Below are 18,748 nucleotides of genomic sequence, written 5' to 3'. Positions count from 1 at the left end.
GCCGGATGGCAGGCCATGACGAAGTGCAGGTGCGGGCCCGGACGGGGCCGTACGGCGGCCCGCCCGGGGCGGCCGGTCACACCCTCCTGAAGGAGACATCCCCATGTCACGTGTCCTGAAGAGCGCCTGCCTCGCCCTCGCCGCCGGCGCCGTCGTGATCGGTGGGGCGTCCATCGCCTCCGCCGACGCCGGCGCCCAGGGTGCGGCCATCGGCTCGCCGGGCGTCCTGTCCGGCAACCTCATCCAGGTGCCCATCCACATCCCGATCAACGCCTGCGGCAACTCCGTCAGCGTCATCGGCCTGCTGAACCCGGCGTTCGGCAACACCTGCGTCAACGCCTGACCGACCGGGCGGCGCCGCGCGCACGGGCGGAGTTATCCCCCGTGCCCGCGGCGCCCGCCCGGTGCGGCCTTCGTACCGGCCCGAAGCGCTGCTGCCCGTCAGGGCGTGACGCCGACCGTGGCGTTCACGGTGACCTGGTCGATGTCGGTGGTGCGGATCGTGAGGGCCAGGTCCCACGGGCCGGCCGTCGGCAGCCTCAGGTCGTAGGCGGCCCAGTAGCCCTTCCGGTCCTTGAGCTTCGCGTCGAGCGGCCCGATCCCCAGGTCGCGTCGGGTCAGGGCGAGCCGCAGTTCGGGGACGGTGGAGATGCCGCCGTCCGCCGTGAACACCACCGCTTCCACGGTGTTCTCGCCGACGCGCCCCGGTCCCAGAGTGATCTGTACCGTGCCGTGGTGGTTCGCCGTCCCCATGTCGAACGGGATCGTGACCACCTTCACCGCCGGTTCCCGCCCCGCGGACGTCGCGGCGGCGGCGGCCGTGGCGGCGGCTCGGCTCGGCTGGGTCCCCGTCAGCACGGTCGAGATCACCAGGACGACGACAGCGACCGCCGCCTCGACACCCACGGTGCGGCGCAGCCGACGCCGGTGGAGCGCCGCGTCGACGTCAGGCGCCTCGCCGCCGTCGCCCGAACCGCTGCGAAGGGCCGGGGCCCTGTCGCCATCCGGCCCCGGCGACGCACCGGGCGCGCCGACCGTCTGCGGGACACGTATGCGCACGGGCCGGGCGAGCGCCTGCTCCGTCGCCCCGTCCACCAGGCGGGCGGTCCACCGTCGGGAGAGGCCCGCCACGCACAGCACCACGACCACCGCGGCGACCTTGAGGACGAGGATCCTGCCGTACGAGGTGGTGGACAGGGCCTCCCAGGAACCCACCTGACGCCACGACTGGTAGAGCCCGGTGCCGACCAGGACGACCACGGCGGCGAAGGCCAGCGCCGAGTAACGCGTGATCGCGGAAGCCGGGACTTCACGACCGTCGGGCCCTCGGTGGCGCAGGGCGCCGAGCAGGGTGACCAGACCGCCCGACCACACCGCCATGGCCAGCAGGTGCAGCACGGCGACGGGGACGGCGAGGGGCACCTGGATGCCGGCGGAGGCGTGTTCGGCGGCGGCCCAGGTGAGCGCCAGACCCAGGGCGAGGGCCGCTCCGGCGCCGAACCGCGCACGGACACCGTCTCGTACGGGCGTCCGCCGCCACCACACGACGGCGAGCGCCAGCAGGAGGAGCCGCACGCCCAGGGCGATTCCCGGCCTCCCCGCGAGCGTTCGGCCCCACAGGGACGGGTCGAAGGCCGACGACAGGGGGCCGCCCCTCTCGTACGGGCCGCGCAGCGACAACAGGGCCACCGTCGAGGTCGCCAGCGCCACCCAGCCGCCCGCCAACAGGCGGCGCGGCCCGCGGATCCCGCCCGCGGCCGGCCAGCAGACGCGGACGAACGTCGCGGCTCCGACGAGCAACGCCAGGCCGCTGTAGGCGACGTAGCGGAAGAAGCCGTACAGCCGGCCGGCCCACGTGTCGGCGGGGGAGGTCCCCGCCACCACCGCGGTGGTCCCGGACGGCTTCCCGACGGAGAAGGTGAACGCGCCGGAGATGGGGTGACCGTCGGCGGAGACCACCCGCCAGGCCACGGTGTAGGTGCCCCGGGCCAGGTTCCCGCGCAGTGCCACCCGGGCCGTGTCGTCCCGGCCGTCGGCGTGCTGCGGCGGCCGCGGGTCGACGCGTTCGTTGCTCGGCGACAGCACGCGCAAGGCCCCGTCGGGGAAACTCACCGATTCGGTGAAGGTGAGCGTGATCCGTTCCGGGGCCGTGTCGAGGACGGCGCCGTCCGCGGGGTCGGAGCCGCTGAGGCCGGCATGCGCGGGGGCGGGGCCGGCCCCGCCGAGGACCAGGGCGCACAGGACGGCGACCAGGGTCAGGACGACCGCGGACATCCTCGCGGGGCTCGATCCGCTGGGCATGAGGGGCGGCCTCCGGGGCGATCGTCATCGGCGGCGCCGGTCGGCGGCGTCCGCGCCGGTCGCCGGGACCGAGGTCGGACGGGGTGCCGGGCCCGCCTGGGGTTCTGGGGCTCAGCGGTGGGGGACGGGCCCCCACCGCAGTGCTGGACGCTAGCCCCGCCCACGACGAGCGCGATCGGGTTGCGCAACTTCCGCCAAAGACCGCCGCGTCGTGCTCGACCGGCCCCTTCCTGCTGTATGGGTACGCCCGTCGGGCGAGGCCCCGCGCCGCTTCGTGACCGGCGACCCGCGCCGGTACGGCCTACCCCCCGATGTCCCGGCCGCGGAAGTCGGCCAGGGTCTCGCGCCGCACCAGGAGGCGTGCCGTGCCCTCGTGGACGGCGACGACGGGCGGGCGGCCGACCATGTTGTAGCCCGAGGCCATCGACAGGTGGTAGGCGCCGGCCACCGGAACGGCCAGCAGGTCGCCCGGGTGGACGTCCCCGGGCAGCTCCACGTCGGCGGCGAGGACGTCGCCCGCCTCGCAGTGCCGCCCGACGACCGTGGCCGTACGCGCCCCGGCGGCGCTCCGTCGGCCGATCAGGCGGGGCGCGTACCGGACCCCGTACAGGGCCGGTCGGGGGTTGTCGCTCATGCCGCCGTCCACGGCGACGAACACCCGCTCCCCGGTGTGCTTGACGGCGAGCACCCGGTAGACGGCGACCCCGGCCGGTCCGGCGACCGCCCGGCCGGGCTCGATGGCGAGGCGGGGGACGGGCAGCCTCGCCGCCGCGCAGCTCGCGGCGAGTTCGGCGCGCAGCCCTCGGGCCAGGACGGCGGGGTCGAGGGCGGCCTCGCCCGGTCGGTAGGCGATCGCGTGCCCGCCGCCCATGTCCAACTCCGGGAGGACGACGCCGTGGCTGTCGCGGATGCGGGCCATCAGCCCCACCATCCGGCGCACCGCGGTGACGTACGGTCTGACCTCGGTGATCTGGGAGCCGATGTGGCAGTGCAACCCGGTGAGTTCGAGTTGGGGTTGGCCCAGGATCCGGGCGATGGCGTGCTGCGCGGAGCCGTCGGCGAGGGAGAGGCCGAACTTCTGGTCGTCCGTACCCGTACGGATCTTCTCGTGGCCGCCGGCCGAGACCCCGGGGGAGACCCGGACCATCACCCGCTGGAATCCGCCCGTGCCCACGGCGGCGGCGATCCGGGCCGTCTCGGACGAGCTGTCGATGACGATCCGGCCCACCCCGAGCCGCAGCGCGGCCTCGATGTCGCGGGGCGACTTCGCGTTGCCGTGCAGGACGACCCGGTCCGCGGGGAAGCCCGCGGTGACGGCGAGTTCGAGCTCGCCCGCCGAACACACGTCCAGGCCGAGCCCCTCCTCGTCGACCCAGCGGACCATGGCCCGGGACAGGAAGGCCTTGGCGGCGTACAGCACGTCCGCGTCGGGGAAGGCCGCGCGGTAGGCACGGCAGCGGGCCCGCACCTCGCCCTCGTCCAACACGTACACCGGCGTCTCGAACCGGTCGGCGATCTCCGCGAGGGACACCCCGCCGACGGCGAGGCCACCGTGCGGAAGGCGGTCGGCGGAGGCGGGCCAGACGGACAGGTCGTCCGCGCCGGGGGCGACCTCGGGCAGAGCGGTGACGGTCATGGAGTTCCCCCTTCAGGCTCGGACGGTGCGGACCGGGTCCCGGTCCGGCCGGTGGGTCGCCGGCGTGACGGCGGGAGCCGACAGCGTCGGGTCGACGGTGATCAGCTCCGCGCCGAGCGGGGCGCACAACTCCCGCAGGAGGGACTCCGACAGGCGTACGCGGGCCTGGCCGTCGCCGAGGGTCGCGGTCAGTCGCTCCACACGGGTGAAACCGACGGCCGTGCGCAGGCCCAACGGCGTGCGGAACAGCCGGATCACCGTCCCCGCCGCGCCCGCGCTTCCCGGCCGGACGGGCACGTACAGGAGCCCGGCCGGGACGGGTTCCTCGGGCTCGGGGTCGTCTTCGTACCGGAACAGACACATGGCGCTCTCCCTGGGGAAACCACGAACGATGGGTGGCGCCCCGGCCGCGGGGAGGCGGTCCGGGGCGCGCTACCGAAGCTATCCCCGGCCCCGCACCTCGCGCCCGCCCCCCTGACGCCACCTTGACGCGGAACGCCCCGCTCCATACACCTCACTGACGCCCGTCGACCGCGGCGGAACGTGGTGAGGCCGGCGGGGCCGGTGAGGCCGGCGCCGGATTCCCACCGGCTGCCCCCGGTTGTGCGCGCGTGCGGTTGTGGGTCCGGCCGTGGAGGGCCGGAGCAGAACGCATCGTACGGCTCGCGATGCCCGTCTCGGAGGGGAATCCCGCTCAGTCCCGGCCGTACGTGTGGAACCCGCGGCCGGTCTTGCGGCCGAGCAGCCCCGCCTGGACCATCCGCAGGAGGAGCGGGGGCGGGGCGTAGAGGGGCTCCTTGAACTCGGCGTAGAGGGATTCCGCGATGGCGGCGACGGTGTCGAGGCCGATGAGGTCCGCGAGCTTCAGCGGGCCCATGGGGTGGGCGCAGCCGAGCACCATGCCGGAGTCGATGTCGGTGGCCGTGGCGAAGCCGGATTCGGCCATGCGGACGGCCGACAGCAGGTACGGAACGAGCAGGGCGTTGACGACGAAGCCGGCCCGGTCCTGTGCGTGGACGGCGGTCTTGCCGAGCGTGTCCCGTACGAACGCCTCCGTCGCGGCCTTGACCCGGGCCGAGGTGTGGAGGGAGGCGACGATCTCCACCAGGGGCAGGACCGGCACCGGGTTGAAGAAGTGGAGGCCGATGACGCGGTCGGCGCGGCCGGTGGCCATGCCCAGGCGCATGACGGGGATGGCCGAGGTGTTGGTGGCCAGGACGGCCTCGTGGTCCTCGACGATCTTGTCCAGGGCGGCGAAGACCGCGATCTTCGCCTCGGCGTCCTCCACCACGGCTTCGATCACGAGCTGCCGGTCGTCGAGGTCGCCGGACTTCACCCACCGCTGACCCCGCCCAGGTCGCTCGTCCCTCCCGGGGCGAGCGGCCGTTCCGGGCCACGACTGCGCAGACAGGCGTGGTACGTGGCCTCGTGCACGGCCCGCGCCAGCCGCGCGCCCCACACCGAACGCGGGCCGGCGAACGGCTCGCCCGGTCGTCCGGCCGCGGGATGCGGCGCGGCGACGCACACGGCGTCGGTCGGAGTGCCGGAGGCGTCCACCCCGGCGTCGCGCAGGGCTTGCACCTTGGCTTCGGTGGCCGTCGCGACCGCGTTCACCAGGGCCGCGTCGGAGAAGGCGACCGGTACGGACACCACGATGTTGATCGTCCCCGCCGACCGGGGCCCCGGGACGCCGGGGGCCGGGTCGGCGGCCCAGCCCCGTACACCGAGCCCGGCGGACGCCAGGGCCCACACGCCGCCGTCCGAGGCGCGGCCGTGATCGGCGACCGAGGCGGCCGTCATCAGGCCCACGCCCGGCCCCGACGCTCCGGCGCGCGCCGCGAGTGCGGCCAGGTGGACGTCCGGATCCGTCCGCCGGTATCCGTGCGCCACCTGCGCGTTGAGCACCCAGTGCCGCTCGCCGATGCCGCCGCCCAGGGGCGCGCTGGAGATCATGCGCCGGCTGTGCCCCGGCACCCACAGGAGCATCGGCAACGTCCGGCCGTCCTCCACGCGCGACAGGAGCGGCAGACGGTCCACGGCGGACAGGTCGAGGGGCGCGTAGGGCATCCCGCACCCTAACCCGCTGATCAGGGCCCCGAAGGAGCAGGTCCGGGGCGGACGGCCCGGCGGGCGTCCGTCCCGGACCCGCCACCGGGTCAGGAGCGGTCGGTCGTCAGATCCGCGCGGACCTCGCGCGCGGCGGCGACGAGGTTCTCCAGGGAGGCGCGGGTCTCGGGCCAGCCACGGGTCTTCAGACCGCAGTCGGGGTTCACCCAGAGCCGTTCGGCGGGGATCGCCGCGAGGCCCTTGCGCAGCAGGGCGGCGGCCTCCCCGGCGCTCGGGACGCGGGGCGAGTGGATGTCCCAGACACCGGGGCCGGCCTCACGGGGATAGCCGTGTGCGGCCAGCTCGTCGGCGACCCGCATGTGGGAGCGGGCGGCCTCCAGGCTGATGACGTCCGCGTCGAGGTCGTCGATGGCCCGGACGATGTCGCCGAACTCGGCGTAGCACATGTGCGTGTGGATCTGCGTGTCCGGCCGGACCCCGCTGGTGGTGAGCCGGAACGACTCGGTGGCCCAGGCCAGGTACGCGGCGTGGTCGGCGGCCCGCAGCGGCAGGGTCTCGCGCAGGGCGGGCTCGTCGACCTGGATGACCGACGTACCGGCGGCTTCGAGGTCGTCGACCTCGTCGCGCAGGGCGAGCGCCACCTGCCGGGCGGTCTCCCCGAGGGGCTGGTCGTCGCGTACGAAGGACCAGGCGAGCATGGTGACCGGCCCGGTCAGCATGCCCTTGACCGGCTTGGCCGTCTGCGCCTGGGCGTACGTCGTCCAGCGGACGGTCATCGGCTCGGGACGGGAGATGTCCCCGGCCAGCACCGGTGGGCGCACGTAGCGGGTGCCGTAGGACTGGACCCAGCCGTGCTGGGTGGCGAGGTAGCCGGTGAGCCGCTCGGCGAAGTACTGCACCATGTCGTTGCGCTCGGGCTCCCCGTGGACGAGGACGTCGATTCCGACCTTCGCCTGGAAGGCGATCACCTCGCGGATCTCGGCGGCGATCCGGTCCTCGTACCCGACGGCGTCGATCCGTCCGGCCCGCAGGTCGGCGCGGGCGGCGCGCAGCTCGTTCGTCTGGGGGAAGGAGCCGATGGTGGTCGTCGGCAGCAACGGCAGGCTCAGGAGGGCGCGCTGTGCGGCGGTCCGCTGCGCGTAGGGCTGCGAGCGCCGTCCGTCGGCGTCGGTGATCGCGGCGGTCCGCGCGCGGACGGCCGGGTCGTGGGTCAGGGCGGAGGAGGCGCGGGAGGCGAGGTCGGCGCGGTTGGCGGCGAGTTCGGCCGCGATGGCGCCGGTGCCCTGGGCCAGTCCCCGGGCCAGGGTGGTGATCTCGCCGGTCTTCTGGCGGGCGAAGGCAAGCCAGCGCCGGAGCTGCGGATCGATGTCGCGTTCGGCGGCGGCGTCCAGCGGGACGTGCAACAGGGAACAGGACGCGGCGACGTCCACCCGGTCGGCGAGACCCAGGAGCGTGCCGAGGGTGGTCAACGCCTTCTGGTGGTCGTTGATCCAGATGTTGCGGCCGTTGACCACGCCCGCGACCAGGCGCTTGCCGGGGAGGCCGCCCACCGCGGCGAGGTCGGCGAGGTTCGCGGCGGCGGCGTCGGTGAAGTCGAGCGCCAGGCCTTCGACGGGGGCGGCGGCGAGCACCTGGAGGGCGTCGCCGAGCCGTCCGAAGTACGAGGCGACCAGCAGCTTCGGGCGGTCGCCGGCGCTCCCGAGGTCGCGGTAGGCGCGGGCGGCGGCGTTCAGGTCCGCCGGGGTGCGGTCCTGGACGAGGGCGGGCTCGTCGAGCTGCACCCATTCGGCGCCGGCGGCGCGCAGGTCGGCCAAGACCCGTTCGTAGACGGGGAGCAGCCGGTCGAGCAGGGTCAGCGGCTGGAAGTCGTCCGCGACGCCGGGGGCGGGCTTGGCCAGCAGCAGGTAGGTGACGGGGCCGACGAGGACCGGGCGGGCGGTGTGTCCGAGGGCCAGGGCCTCCTTCAGCTCGGCGACCTGCCGGGTGGAATCGGCGCTGAAGAAGGTGTCCGGGCCGAGCTCGGGAACCAGGTAGTGGTAGTTCGTGTCGAACCACTTGGTCATCTCCAGCGGGGCCACGTCCTGCGTTCCCCGGGCCATCGCGAAGTAGCCGTCGAGGGCGTCGGCGGCGACCGCCGCGCGGTGGCGTGCGGGGACCGCGCCGACCATGACGCTGGTGTCCAGGACGTGGTCGTAGTACGAGAAATCGCCGGTCGGCACTTCGTCGATGCCGGCGTCGGCCAGCTGCCGCCAGTTCGAACGGCGCAGGTCGGCCGCGGTCTCCCGGAGGGCTTCGGCGCTGACCCCGCCCTTCCAGTAGCCCTCGACGGCCTTCTTCAGCTCCCGGTTCCGACCCTGGCGGGGGTAGCCGTACACGGTGGCTCGTGCTGCCGCGGCTGCGGGCTTCGATGTCACGGAACTCTCCTTCGCGAGATGTGTCCTGGACATCCCGGAGACGGGACGCGGACGCGAAGGAACGACAGAACGGGCGGCCCACATCGCGGAGGGAAGCCGCGCGTGCCGCTCGCTGTGTACGCCGACCCGCCCACGAGGTCACCGAGATTTCCGCACGCGAAACGGTCGCGTGCGGGCAACGGGCAGGTCTTCGGACTCGCGGGCACGCAGGCCACGGGGGCCGGCACCTACTGGCCGTCGCTTCCCAGACCCGTCCCGGGTCCAGTGCTCATGACGGCGGTCGTTCCCACTCACCGCTGCGGGGCAGTCCCGGATTCCCACCGGGTTCCCTCTTACGACGCACCCCGCCTGGCGGACGGGGGCGAACCAGCTGCACCGACCACCCTAAAGCGAGTGATCACCCACTGGCGACCCCCGCCTACCGTCCGAAGGCCGAAACCGGCCGCTCCGACGGAGGATCCGTCCGAATCTCGCGGTCCCGCAGGGCCGCGAGGCCGCGAGGCGGGGGCGCAGCGAGTCGACGTGCGGATGAACTTCGGCGGCGCGTCCGGTCCGGGATCGCCGCTCGCGTTTCGGCGGGTGCCACACCCGTTTGAAAGCGGCGGGACGGTGCAGACGATGCGATGAGAACGGCTGGACACGACGAGGTAGGAGAAGCGTCATGGGCATCATCGCTTGGATCTTGATAGGGCTGCTCGCGGGCGCCATCGCCAAGGCTCTTATGCCGGGCAGGGACCCGGGCGGCATCATCATCACGATGCTGATCGGCATCGCCGGTGGTCTGCTCGGCGGTTGGCTCGGCAAGGTCATCTTCGGTGTCGACTCCATCGACGGCTTCTTCGACGTCTCCACCTGGATCGCGGCCATCGTCGGCTCGGTCATCCTCCTCGCCGTCTACCGCCTCGTGACGGGCAACCGTCGCTCGCACCGACACGCCTGACCCCGCGGGCCGCGCTCCCGGCCCGCCACGACAACGGCTCCGTCCTCTTCGCGAGGGCGGAGCCGTCGTCGTGCCGCCGATCCGTCTACATGGGGTCGCGCTTGAAGGAGGAGGTGGACCAGCGCGCCATACGCAAGGCCCTGGCGGGGGAGGGGTGGGTTCGAACTGTGTGGAGGGCGTTTGACCTGCGGGGATGTGGTGGCGCGGCGTTGGCTCCCTGCTGAGCCAGGCGTGTGTTTGGCTCCACCGGTGCCACATGTGGCACTACGTGGCGACCTGTCTGCAGGTCGCAGGAGCATCCTTCCCCTCTGGGATGCTGTCCGTCGGCAGGAACCAGGGGGCGGGAGCGGGAGTGAGCGCAGGTACGCGGTCAGGCGCAGGCGTGGTCGGTCGTGGGGTTCGGATGACCCGGGTGGGTGCCCGGTGGCGGGTGAGCCGGCCGTGGCCGGCCCGGTTGCGGCCGTTCGTGCACAGCTATGCCGGGTATTGGGAGGCGACGACCACCCCGTACCGGGTGCGGTTGGTTCCCACGGGCCGGGCGGTCGTGGTGATCAGCCTGGGGGAGCCGTTCGCACGGGTGCACCGGCTGGGGGAAGCGCGTGCGGACGGGCAGGTGACCGGCTCGCTCGTCGCGGGGCTGGAGGACGGCCCCCGGGTGTGTGACCATCCGGGCGGGCAGGAGGCGATCCGTCTGGAGCTGACCCCGCTGGGCGCCTACCGGCTGTTCGCCGTGCCGATGAGGGAGTTGACCAACAGGGTGGTCGGGCTCGACGACGTCCTGGGACCCGCGGCCGCCGTGCTGGCGGAGCGCCTCACCGACACCCGCGACTGGGCGGCCCGGTTCGACCTGCTGGACGTCGCGTTGTCGGCGCGGATCGAGCGCGGCCCCGACCCGGCTCCCGAAGTGCGTGAGGCCTGGCGGCTGTTGGCCGACGCCGGCGGGGCTATCCCGGTCGGTCGGATCGCCGCCGAAGTGGGGTGGAGCCAGGGTCACTTGGTGCGCCGGTTCACCGAACAGGTGGGCCTGACGCCCAAGGCGTCGGCCCGGGTGCTGCGCTTCGACCGGGCCGTGGGGCTGCTCACCCGCGAGGGTGCGAACCCCACCGAGGTGAGCGCCGCCTGTGGCTTCTACGACCAGGCCCACCTCAACCGCGAGTTCCGCGCCCTCGCAGGGACCACTCCCGGCCGGATGGCCCTCGCCCGCGTCGCGGAGGGGGCCCTCGCCCTGTGAGCGACGCGACGCGGGCAGGTCAAAGACGCGGGCAGGTCAAATTCGTCCAAGTCAGGGCGACCGTCCCGTCGCTAGTGTCCCGTTCGTACGTGACCCAGAGACGGGAGAACCCGATGGAAGACCTGCTGCGCATCCTCGTGGGCGGGGCGCTGACCGGCGGCCTGATCGGCTTGGCGGGAGCCCTGGGCCGACGCCGCCGCGAGCGTAGGGAAGGCGGCGGACGGGACGGCCGCTGAGTATGCGTCCCTAGGCAGTCTCTTTCGGATCTTGCCGGGCTCACCGCCAAGATCCGAAAGAGACGACCTGGGCCGTCTCTTTCGGATCTTGCCGGGGCCGCGGCGCCCGGCACCGCGCGCCGGCATCGACGAAGGCACACCACCCCCGGAAGTTCACTCTTCGGCGATCCACTGGGCGAGGGAGACCAAGGTGGCTTCGACGCTGGTCGTCATGTAGTAGCGGAGTGCGTCGAGTTCGCCGTGGGTGGTGCCCAGCACCGGGTCGAGGCGCAGGAGTTGCCAGGACTGTTCGACGACGGTTCCGCGCCCCTGGGGGTGGAAGGTCCAGCTCCACCGCACGATGCCGTCCTCGGCGCCGCCGACCACGAAGGCGAAGGCGCTGCCGGGGTCGGCTCGTACGACCTGGGAGCGGGTGGTCCATTCCCTGCCGTCCTTGCGATTGCGGCCGCTGAACCAGGCGCCGGCCCGAGGACCGGCGCCTTGGTCGAACGTGACGTCGGTCGCGTTGGGGCTCCAGCGGCCGATCGCGGACACGTCACTGACCAGGCCATAGACCCGGGCGGGCGCGGCATCGACCCATGCGCGTCTGGTGAAGGCGTAGGCCGATGCGTTCAGGGTCTCGAAGAGGTCGTGTTCGCTGGTGGTGGCGCTCAAGGCGTCCTCCTGGGTGCGTGCACCGGGTGCGTATGGGACGGGGTGCCGGGTCGGCGACACCCACGTCATCACCGGTCGTACCGGGGAGCCAGACCCACCGGTGCCTATCCACAGCTGGGGCAGGCTGCGCGTTTCGAGTCGGCCCATACTCGGATCCATGACCGGAAAATCGCAGCTCGGGGACTTCCTGCAGGCGCGGCGCTCCCAGCTGCGCCCCGAGGACGTCGGGGTGCCCACCTATGGGGAGCGCCGACGTGTACCGGGGCTTCGACGCGAGGAGTTGGCACTGCTGGCGGGGGTCAGCGCCTCCTACTACACCCGCCTGGAGCAGGGGCAGTCGCTGAGCGCGTCGTCCGAGGTGCTGGACGCGATCGCCGGGGCTCTGCGGCTGGACGACTCCGAGCGGCGGTACCTGCACGACCTGGTCCGGGCGGACAGGCGTCGCACACAGGGCCGGCGGCCCGCGCCGGAGCGAGTGACGGAGGCGACGGCCCAGTTGCTGGACGTGCTGGCCGACGTCCCCGCGATCGTACTCGGCCTGCGCAGTGACGTACTGGCGTGGAACCGCCTGGGTCACGCGCTGTTCGCCGGGCACCTGGACCGTGGTGCGCCGGACCTGCCGGGGCAGCGCCCCAACATGGCCAGACTGGTGTTCCTCGACTGTCACACCCGCGACCTGTACGCGGACTGGCCGAGCAAGGCCAGGGCGGTGGTGGGGAACCTGCGCGTGGTGGCCGCCCAGCACCCGCAGGACACCGCGTTGCACGCGCTGCTGGGTGAACTGAGCGCCAGGAGTGCGGAGTTCTCCTCGATGTGGGCCGATCATCGGGTCAGGGAGTGCACCGTCGCCACCTACGAGATGCGGCACCCGTCGATCGGCCCGCTGACCGTCGTTCAGCAAACCATGAGCCACGGGTCGGGCCCCCACACGGTGGTCGCCACCACGGAGGCGGGCTCGTCCTCGCGGGCCGCGCTGGCCCTGCTCGCCCAGAGCATCACCCAGGACACCGTCGCGGCCGACCAGGTGCAGAGGGGGCCCCGGGCCGGCACTGCCTGACCTCCCACCACATCACCGGGCGCTCGGCCGACAACGGCGCGCACCCCGTCCCCACCCGGTACGGCCGACGGCCGGTTGCTCGGCCGTTCATTCGGCTTGTCAGTCGGCCCGTCATTCGACCGATCCTCGCCGGGAGCAGTTCCGGGGTCGCACGCCCCCGAGCCGACCCCTCCACCCGTCCCACCCCGCCCGTGCGTCGGCGTATCGCTGCCGCATGCCCGCAACCAGTGAAGGAACCATGTTCAAGAAACTCTCCCGGTCCGCAGTGTCGACGGCCGTCCTTGTCGCGGCCGCCGCCGTGGCGATCGCTCCGACGTCGGCATCGGCGGCGGCTCCTGCATCGGCTCCGGCGTCGGCGTCGGCGTCGGCGTCGGCCGAGCCCACCCCCCTCAGCCGCGCCCGGATCGCCGCGCATTTCGACCTGTCCAAGGGACAGACGCCGGAGAACCTCGCCCTGGCACCGGGCGGCGTCGCGTACGTCACCTTCGCCAAGGCCCGCCAGATAGCCGAGATCTCCCCCGACGGCACCACACGGATCCTCGCCACCCTGCCCGAGCCCGCCGACGGCGGTATCCACACCCCGGCCCTGGGCTTCCCGCTGACCGTCGGAATCGTCCGTGCCCACGACGGCACCCTGTACTTCCTGTACGCCACCGGCACCCCCGACCTGACCGGCGTGTGGCGGCTTCGCCCCGGCGGCCAACCGCAGCGGATCGCCGCACTGCCCGCGGGCGGCCTGCCCAACGGCCTGGCCCTGGACCCGCGCACCCGTACCCTCTACGTCACGGACTCCGTGCTCGGCACCATCTGGCGCGTACCCACCACGGGCGGCACCCCCATCGCCTGGTCCACCGCACCCGAACTGGCCCCCGCCGGCTTCCTCGGCGCCAACGGCCTGAAGATCCACAACGGTGCGGTCTGGGTCACCAACCTCGACAAGGGCACCGTACTGCGCATCCCCGTCCTCCCGGACGGTCGCGCCGGCCGAGTCCGGACCAAGGCCACCGGCCTGCCGGGGATCGACGACTTCGCCTTCACCGGCCGCGGCGATCAGCTGCTGGCCACCCTCAACGGCCCTGGCCAGGTCGCGCTCGTCCAGCCCGACGGCAGCCACTCCACGGTGCTGAGCCAGGCCGACGGCCTGCAGAACCCCACGGCCATCGCCCTGCGCGGGAAATCCGTCTACGTGACGAGCGCCGCCTACGTCACTGCCCAGGACCCCAACCTGCTCCACGCCCACCTGAACCGCTGAGCGTCGCGGGCACCGACCCGGCGAGGAGATGTACCGGCGGCTCGTCCCCGAACGACCGGGTACCCGTCGACGGGTACGCCCCGTCACGCCACCCCACGCACTCGAAGGCCGGCGAGTACTCCGAGTCCGCGCACTCGAAGGCCGGCGCACTCGCCCCCCGCGTACCCCCAGCCCGCGCACCGAACGGAGAAGCACCATGCAGGACACCCACGTGATCACCCTGGGCGATGTCACCATCACCCGGATCGAGGAGATGCGCGGGCCGATCATGCCCACGGACCAGTTCTTCCCCGACCTGCCCGAGCAGGCATGGAAGGACCAGCGCGCCATGCTCGTGCCCGACCACCTGGGCGCCGACGACGCCATGGTCCATGTGGCGATGCAGACCTGGCTGCTGCGCAGCGAGGGCCGCACCATCCTGATCGACACCGGCGTCGGCAACGACAAGGCCCGCCCGGCCGTCGCCGCGTGGGACCACCTGCGGCTGGACTACCTCGGCAACCTCGCACGCGCCGGGGTGCGGCCCGAGGACGTCGACCTGGTGATCAACACCCACCTGCACGTCGACCACGTCGGCTGGAACACCCGCCTGATCGACGGCGACTGGGTACCCACGTTCCCGAACGCCACCTACCTGATGCCCAAGGCCGACTTCGAGTTCTGGAACCCGGCGAACAACCCGGACATCGCCGGCGGCGTCAACGAGAACGTCTTCGAGGACAGCGTCGCCCCCGTGCACGCCGCGGGCCAGGTGCGGCTGTGGGAGGAAGGCCACACCATCGACGGCAGCCTGCGTCTGGAAGCGGCCCCCGGCCACACGCCCGGATCCAGCGTCGTCACGCTGACCTCCGGCAGCGACCGGGCCCTGTTCGTGGGCGACCTGATGCACACCCCCTTGCAGGTCACGCATCCCGACCACAACAGCTGCTTCTGTCAGGACCCGGCGCAGTCCCGCAGCACCCGCCGCAGGCTCCTCGGCCGGGCCGCTGACCAGGGCGCCCTCGTCCTGCCCGCCCACTTCAGCGGCCACGGTGCCCTGGAGGTCGAGCACCAGGGCAGCGGGTTCGCGATCAAGAAGTGGGCGCCGATCACCCGGTACTGACCCCGATTCCAGCCCGCCGCCGCTCCGGCCACCCCGGAGCGGCGGCACCCACCTGAGCAGCCGGCAGCCGGTGTCCGGCAATCAGCAGCCGCCCACCAGAAACCGCCCACCAGAAACCGGCAACCAGCAACCAGGAGAGCAGAGATGACACCCGCCGATCCCACCACCGTCACCACCACCTCAGGCCCCGTCCGCGGTCGCCGCCACGAACACGGGAGCGTCTTCTTCGACGTGCCCTACGCCGCACCGCCCGTCGGCCGCGAACGGTTCGCCGCGCCGACCCCGCACCAACGGTGGACAGGGATCCGTGACACCACGAGGCCGGGACCGACCGCGCCCCAGCCCGCCCGGGACTCCTTCGGCACCCTCGACATGTCGCCCTACTTCGGCCCGGGTTGGCAGCGCGGCGACGACTACCTCACCGTCAACATCTGGGCCCCGCAGCCGCAGGGGACGCCCCGACCGGTGATGGTGTTCGTACACGGCGGAGGGTTCGTCGCGGGTTCCAACCGTGCACCGCTCTACGACGGCACGGCCTTCGCGCGCGACGGCGTCGTGCTGATCACCGTGAACTACCGCCTGGGCATCCCCGGCTTCCTGTACCTGCCCGACGCCCCGGACAACCGCGGCATGCTCGACGTCCAGGCCGCCCTGCACTGGACCAGGGACAACGCCGCCGGCTTCGGCGGCGACCCCGGGAACGTCACGCTCTTCGGCCAGTCCGCCGGAGCCATCATCGTCGGCGGCGTCCTCGCCGACCCGGCATCGACAGGCTTGTTCCGACGGGCGATCATCCAGAGCGGCAGCGGCACCGGCGCCTTCACCCCCGACCAGGCCGGCATCGTCACCGCGGCCGTCGGACGCGGGCTGGACCTCGAACCCACCGCCAAGGCCCTGGCCGACGTACCCGATGAGCACCTCGTCGCCGTCACGGCCGGCCTGACCGGCCTGGACCTGCGCACCCCCACCCACCACGACCCGCTCGGCGGGATCACCTCCTTCAGCCTGGTCGGCGAGGACCAGCCGGCCACCGCGGTCGCCGCCGGCCAGGGCAGCGAGATCGACCTGTTGATCGGCGCCAATCGCGACGAGGGGGCCCTCTACCTGGCCCCGCCGGGACTGCTCGCGAACACCACCGATGCCGATGTCCGTAACACCGCGGCCAAGTTCCACCGGGATCCCGACGAAGCCGTGCGTGCCTACCGGACACGGCGCCCCGCCGCTTCAGCCGCCGATCTGCGCACCGCCATCCTCGGCGACGGGCTGTTCACGGACGGCACCCGGCGGATGGCCGCCGCCCACGCCGGCGCCGCGACCGGACGGACGTACTGCTACGCATTCGACTGGCGCTCCGACGCGATCGACGGGCAACTGGGCGCCTGCCATGTCATGGAGTTGCCGTTCGTCTTCGACTGCTTGCCCCTGCCATCGCTGCGCGGCCCCCGAGGGCTCCTCGGGAACGCCGAACCGCCCGCCCCACTCGCCGCGCGCATGCACCACTCGTGGACACGGTTCGCCGAGACCGGCAATCCCGGCTGGCCCGTCCACGAACCAGCCGGGCGCCACATCCAGCACCTTGGCGCCGCCTGACCGCCTGACCGCCTGACCGCCTGACCGCCTGACCGCCTGACCGCCTGACCGCCTGACCGCGGGGGCCGCGCCGCACCCGGCGTACCGGCGGTCCGTGTACCGGCGGTCCATCGGGCGGCGCCGATCAGTACCTCCGCTCCGCCTGAGGCACTCCCACCTGTCCGAGGCGGACCACTTGCATCGCCCCTTCAGGCTTGCGGCTGCCGTACAAGGCTCCGCGGGTCCGCCGGGCGGGGCACGAAGACGGGGGAGTCCGACTGGTAGAAGAGGTCGATGTCGGCCTCCTCACCGCCGACGATCAGCGTGTCCCAGGCGCCGCTCTCCCGCAGGGTGCTGAGGGTGGCCGGGGAGATGGACGCGAGATGGGAGCGTAGTTCTTCGTCGGTGGGCAGGCCCGGCAGCCGGGACCCCAGTCGGTCGCGGATCCCCGCCATCCGGTCCAGCAGCGCCTCCAGGTCGCTCCCGTCCGCGGTGTGCGAACCGGCCCCCGCGCCCGCCCCGGCCTCCGCGCTGCGCGCGATGATGTCCCGAATGGCACGGGTGACGCCCTGGTCGTCCGTGGTCACCATGGCGTTCCACGCCCGGCTCTTGTGCCGGTACTGGAGCATCGACATCGCTGCCTCGTGCCGAATGAAGTCGGCGTCCCGCAACGGCTTCCCCTGCCAGGCACGGCTGAGCGACCGGGCCAGTGACGTGGCCGAGGCCAGGCCGCTGTTGAGGCCGCGACCCGGCCAGAAGTGGATGGCGTTGGCCGCGTCCCCCAGCAGGAAGCCGTAGGTGCCGGGGCTGGTCGCGGTGGGCCGGTGCAGCTGTGCGGTGAATCGCGGGCGCTGCACCATGTCCAGCCGGAACGAGGTGATCGCCGACAGGTCGTCCTCGGCCACCCCGAACAGGCTGAGGCCCTGCCGGATCTCCTTCCACAGCGGCGAGCTGCGCAGCAGGGCGGGGAGGAAGAGGGTGCCGTGGGTGGGGCAGCGGAACTCGTTGTCCTCCTCCTGCCGGCTCATCAGGCAGGGGCGGGCGGCGATGCACTCCTCGAAGACGTGGCGGATCGGGTCGATGCCGATGACGCTCTTGGCCTCCTCCCGTGTCAGCCGCATGTTCAGGAAGCCCTCGCCGCGCAGCGAGTTGAGCAGGAAGCGGTTCTGCGACACGGTGAGCAGCACGCTCATCGGGTCCGGCAGCCTCGACTTCACCCGCAGCCCCAGGACGACGTCCTGGAGGTGCTCGCCGTCGAGGGAGTAGATCGAGGCGTCGGCCGCGCCGAAGCGGTCGGCGTAGTGCTCACGCGTGCGGGAGCGGCCGCCCTCGCAGACCACCAGGACGTGCTCCTGCGTGAGCCGGTTCTGCTGCTCCGTCACGTCGAAACGCCGGGCAACGAGTCGGATCGCCGCCCTCCGGTTGGCCAGTTCCAGCAGCCGGTCCTCGATGTGGGCGATCCGGATGTTGCGGGGCGGCCGGCCGTCGACCGAGTCCGGGCCGACGGGCCACATCTCCGAGTAGGCGCCGTCGTCGAACAGCGCGGAGAGCACCTCCTCGGACAGGGCGAGGTACTGCCGGCTCTGGACGGTCACCACCTGTTGGCGACGGAAGTTGCCCTGTGTCTCGTCCTTCCAGACGACCGAGGAACCCTTCCTGGTCCAGCGCCCGTCGTAGAGGGTGATGGCGGTCCGTCCGGGCAGCATCTCATCGAGGGCCAGTGCGAAGGCGAGGCCCACCGGGCCACCGCCGGTGATGGTGACCCGCAGCATGCCGGGGTCCGCGGTGCCTGCCCGGGGGACGTCCAGGAGGGAAAGGTCCATGACCGTCTCCAGGGCGTCCTGCGCCTCGTACAGGAACGTTTCATCACCGATACGGACGCAGTCGTTCGGCCGCAGGACGTGACGGGTGACCCGCTGGTCGTTGACGAACGTGCCGTTGCGGCTCTCCCGGTCGTACAGGACGAACCCGGCGTCCTCCGTGAGGATCTCGGCGTGCAGCCGGGAGGCGTTGGGGCTGACGATCACGATGCTGTTGTCGCTCTTGCGCCCGAAGCTGAGGGGCTCGCTGCCCAGAACCACGCTCTGTCCGGTGAACGGACCCGTGCGCCCGACTATGACCGATGGCACTCCACACCCCTTGAAATGACGCTGCTGATTGTTCGTACGACAGCAACACGTCATCGAGAACGTGTTCGGTTCAATCATTTTCTTGGAATCTTTTGAGTCGTGCTGAACCAGGGGCCCGATCCGTACGTGGTGTGTGCGTCGGCCGGCGACAAGAGGAGAA

Annotated in this window: 15 protein-coding genes, 1 pseudogene and 1 riboswitch; of the genes and pseudogenes, 8 read left to right on the top strand and 8 right to left on the bottom strand. The window is 72.5% G+C overall.

The genetic code is table 11. The annotated features are described in order from the left end of the window. The first annotated feature begins 103 nt into the window (after positions 1-103). Positions 104-343, top strand: a complete 240-nt coding sequence (locus tag ACIOD1_RS10580; protein ID WP_365612551.1) for a chaplin — start codon at positions 104-106, stop codon at positions 341-343. Positions 344-441: 98 nt separating this feature from the next. Here the strand turns inward: ACIOD1_RS10580 and ACIOD1_RS10575 are convergent, their stop codons facing one another. The 6 genes and pseudogenes from ACIOD1_RS10575 to metE form a co-directional block, all read right to left on the bottom strand. Further along, positions 442-2,301 carry a copper resistance CopC/CopD family protein gene (locus ACIOD1_RS10575; protein ID WP_401901493.1) on the bottom strand — a complete coding sequence of 620 codons (1,860 nt, stop codon included), beginning with the start codon at positions 2,299-2,301 and terminating at the stop codon, positions 442-444. Positions 2,302-2,602: 301 nt separating this feature from the next. Beyond that, positions 2,603-3,937: a diaminopimelate decarboxylase gene (gene lysA, locus ACIOD1_RS10570; RefSeq protein WP_401901491.1), complete on the bottom strand. Its 1,335-nt coding sequence runs from the start codon at positions 3,935-3,937 to the stop codon at positions 2,603-2,605. A 12-nt stretch (positions 3,938-3,949) separates the two neighbouring features. After that, positions 3,950-4,300 carry an SAV_915 family protein gene (locus ACIOD1_RS10565; RefSeq protein ID WP_365612560.1) on the bottom strand — a complete coding sequence of 117 codons (351 nt, stop codon included), beginning with the start codon at positions 4,298-4,300 and terminating at the stop codon, positions 3,950-3,952. Positions 4,301-4,631: 331 nt separating this feature from the next. Beyond that, positions 4,632-5,261 (bottom strand): annotated as a pseudogene (locus tag ACIOD1_RS10560) (3-hydroxybutyryl-CoA dehydrogenase); the annotation flags it as partial. 8 nt (positions 5,262-5,269) lie between these two features. Then, on the bottom strand, positions 5,270-6,004 hold the full coding sequence (locus ACIOD1_RS10555) for an adenosylcobinamide amidohydrolase (RefSeq protein WP_365612563.1): 735 nt from the start codon (positions 6,002-6,004) through the stop codon (positions 5,270-5,272). Positions 6,005-6,093: 89 nt separating this feature from the next. Further along, positions 6,094-8,418, bottom strand: coding sequence for a 5-methyltetrahydropteroyltriglutamate--homocysteine S-methyltransferase (gene metE, locus ACIOD1_RS10550; protein WP_401901490.1), 2,325 nt, complete (start codon positions 8,416-8,418; stop codon positions 6,094-6,096). Positions 8,419-8,602: 184 nt separating this feature from the next. Next, positions 8,603-8,753, bottom strand: a riboswitch (cobalamin riboswitch). A gap of 326 nt (positions 8,754-9,079) precedes the next feature. Here metE and ACIOD1_RS10545 point away from each other — a divergent pair. The 3 genes from ACIOD1_RS10545 to ACIOD1_RS10535 all read left to right on the top strand — a co-directional run bounded on the left by ACIOD1_RS10545 (position 9,080) and on the right by ACIOD1_RS10535 (position 10,825). Further along, positions 9,080-9,358: a GlsB/YeaQ/YmgE family stress response membrane protein gene (locus tag ACIOD1_RS10545; protein WP_365612569.1), complete on the top strand. Its 279-nt coding sequence runs from the start codon at positions 9,080-9,082 to the stop codon at positions 9,356-9,358. Positions 9,359-9,671: 313 nt separating this feature from the next. After that, entirely contained in the window at positions 9,672-10,589 is a 918-nt protein-coding gene (locus ACIOD1_RS10540; RefSeq protein WP_401901488.1) for a helix-turn-helix domain-containing protein, read from the top strand. Positions 10,590-10,678: 89 nt separating this feature from the next. Next, the gene (locus ACIOD1_RS10535) at positions 10,679-10,825 is read left to right on the top strand and encodes a hypothetical protein (RefSeq protein ID WP_365612575.1); all 147 of its coding nucleotides are present in this window, start codon (positions 10,679-10,681) and stop codon (positions 10,823-10,825) included. A 153-nt stretch (positions 10,826-10,978) separates the two neighbouring features. On the opposite strand, the gene ACIOD1_RS10530 is transcribed toward ACIOD1_RS10535, so the two are convergent. Continuing rightward, complete coding sequence (locus ACIOD1_RS10530) at positions 10,979-11,479, bottom strand: SRPBCC family protein (RefSeq protein ID WP_365612578.1); 501 nt, start codon at positions 11,477-11,479, stop codon at positions 10,979-10,981. 157 nt (positions 11,480-11,636) lie between these two features. Between ACIOD1_RS10530 and ACIOD1_RS10525 the strand changes: the two genes are divergently transcribed. The 4 genes from ACIOD1_RS10525 (at position 11,637) to ACIOD1_RS10510 (ending at position 16,480) form a co-directional block, all read left to right on the top strand. Continuing rightward, complete coding sequence (locus ACIOD1_RS10525; protein WP_365612581.1) at positions 11,637-12,536, top strand: helix-turn-helix transcriptional regulator; 900 nt, start codon at positions 11,637-11,639, stop codon at positions 12,534-12,536. Between the two features lie 238 nt (positions 12,537-12,774). Continuing rightward, on the top strand, positions 12,775-13,788 hold the full coding sequence (locus tag ACIOD1_RS10520) for a hypothetical protein (RefSeq protein WP_401901485.1): 1,014 nt from the start codon (positions 12,775-12,777) through the stop codon (positions 13,786-13,788). A gap of 196 nt (positions 13,789-13,984) precedes the next feature. After that, a complete protein-coding gene (locus ACIOD1_RS10515; RefSeq protein ID WP_365612586.1) occupies positions 13,985-14,890 on the top strand; it encodes an MBL fold metallo-hydrolase in 906 nt (301 codons plus the stop codon). A 144-nt stretch (positions 14,891-15,034) separates the two neighbouring features. Continuing rightward, positions 15,035-16,480 (top strand): carboxylesterase family protein, encoded by a 1,446-nt coding sequence (locus ACIOD1_RS10510; RefSeq protein ID WP_365612589.1) that lies wholly within the window; start codon positions 15,035-15,037, stop codon positions 16,478-16,480. Between the two features lie 188 nt (positions 16,481-16,668). Here the strand turns inward: ACIOD1_RS10510 and ACIOD1_RS10505 are convergent, their stop codons facing one another. Then, the gene (locus tag ACIOD1_RS10505) at positions 16,669-18,588 is read right to left on the bottom strand and encodes an FHA domain-containing protein (RefSeq protein WP_365612592.1); all 1,920 of its coding nucleotides are present in this window, start codon (positions 18,586-18,588) and stop codon (positions 16,669-16,671) included. Positions 18,589-18,748: the final 160 nt, after the last annotated feature.

The organism is Streptomyces sp. NPDC088097 (genome assembly GCF_044741845.1).
Classification (GTDB): domain Bacteria; phylum Actinomycetota; class Actinomycetes; order Streptomycetales; family Streptomycetaceae; genus Streptomyces.
Note: the sequence above shows the minus strand (reverse complement) of the source record. Positions and strands in the feature narration are given on the sequence as shown.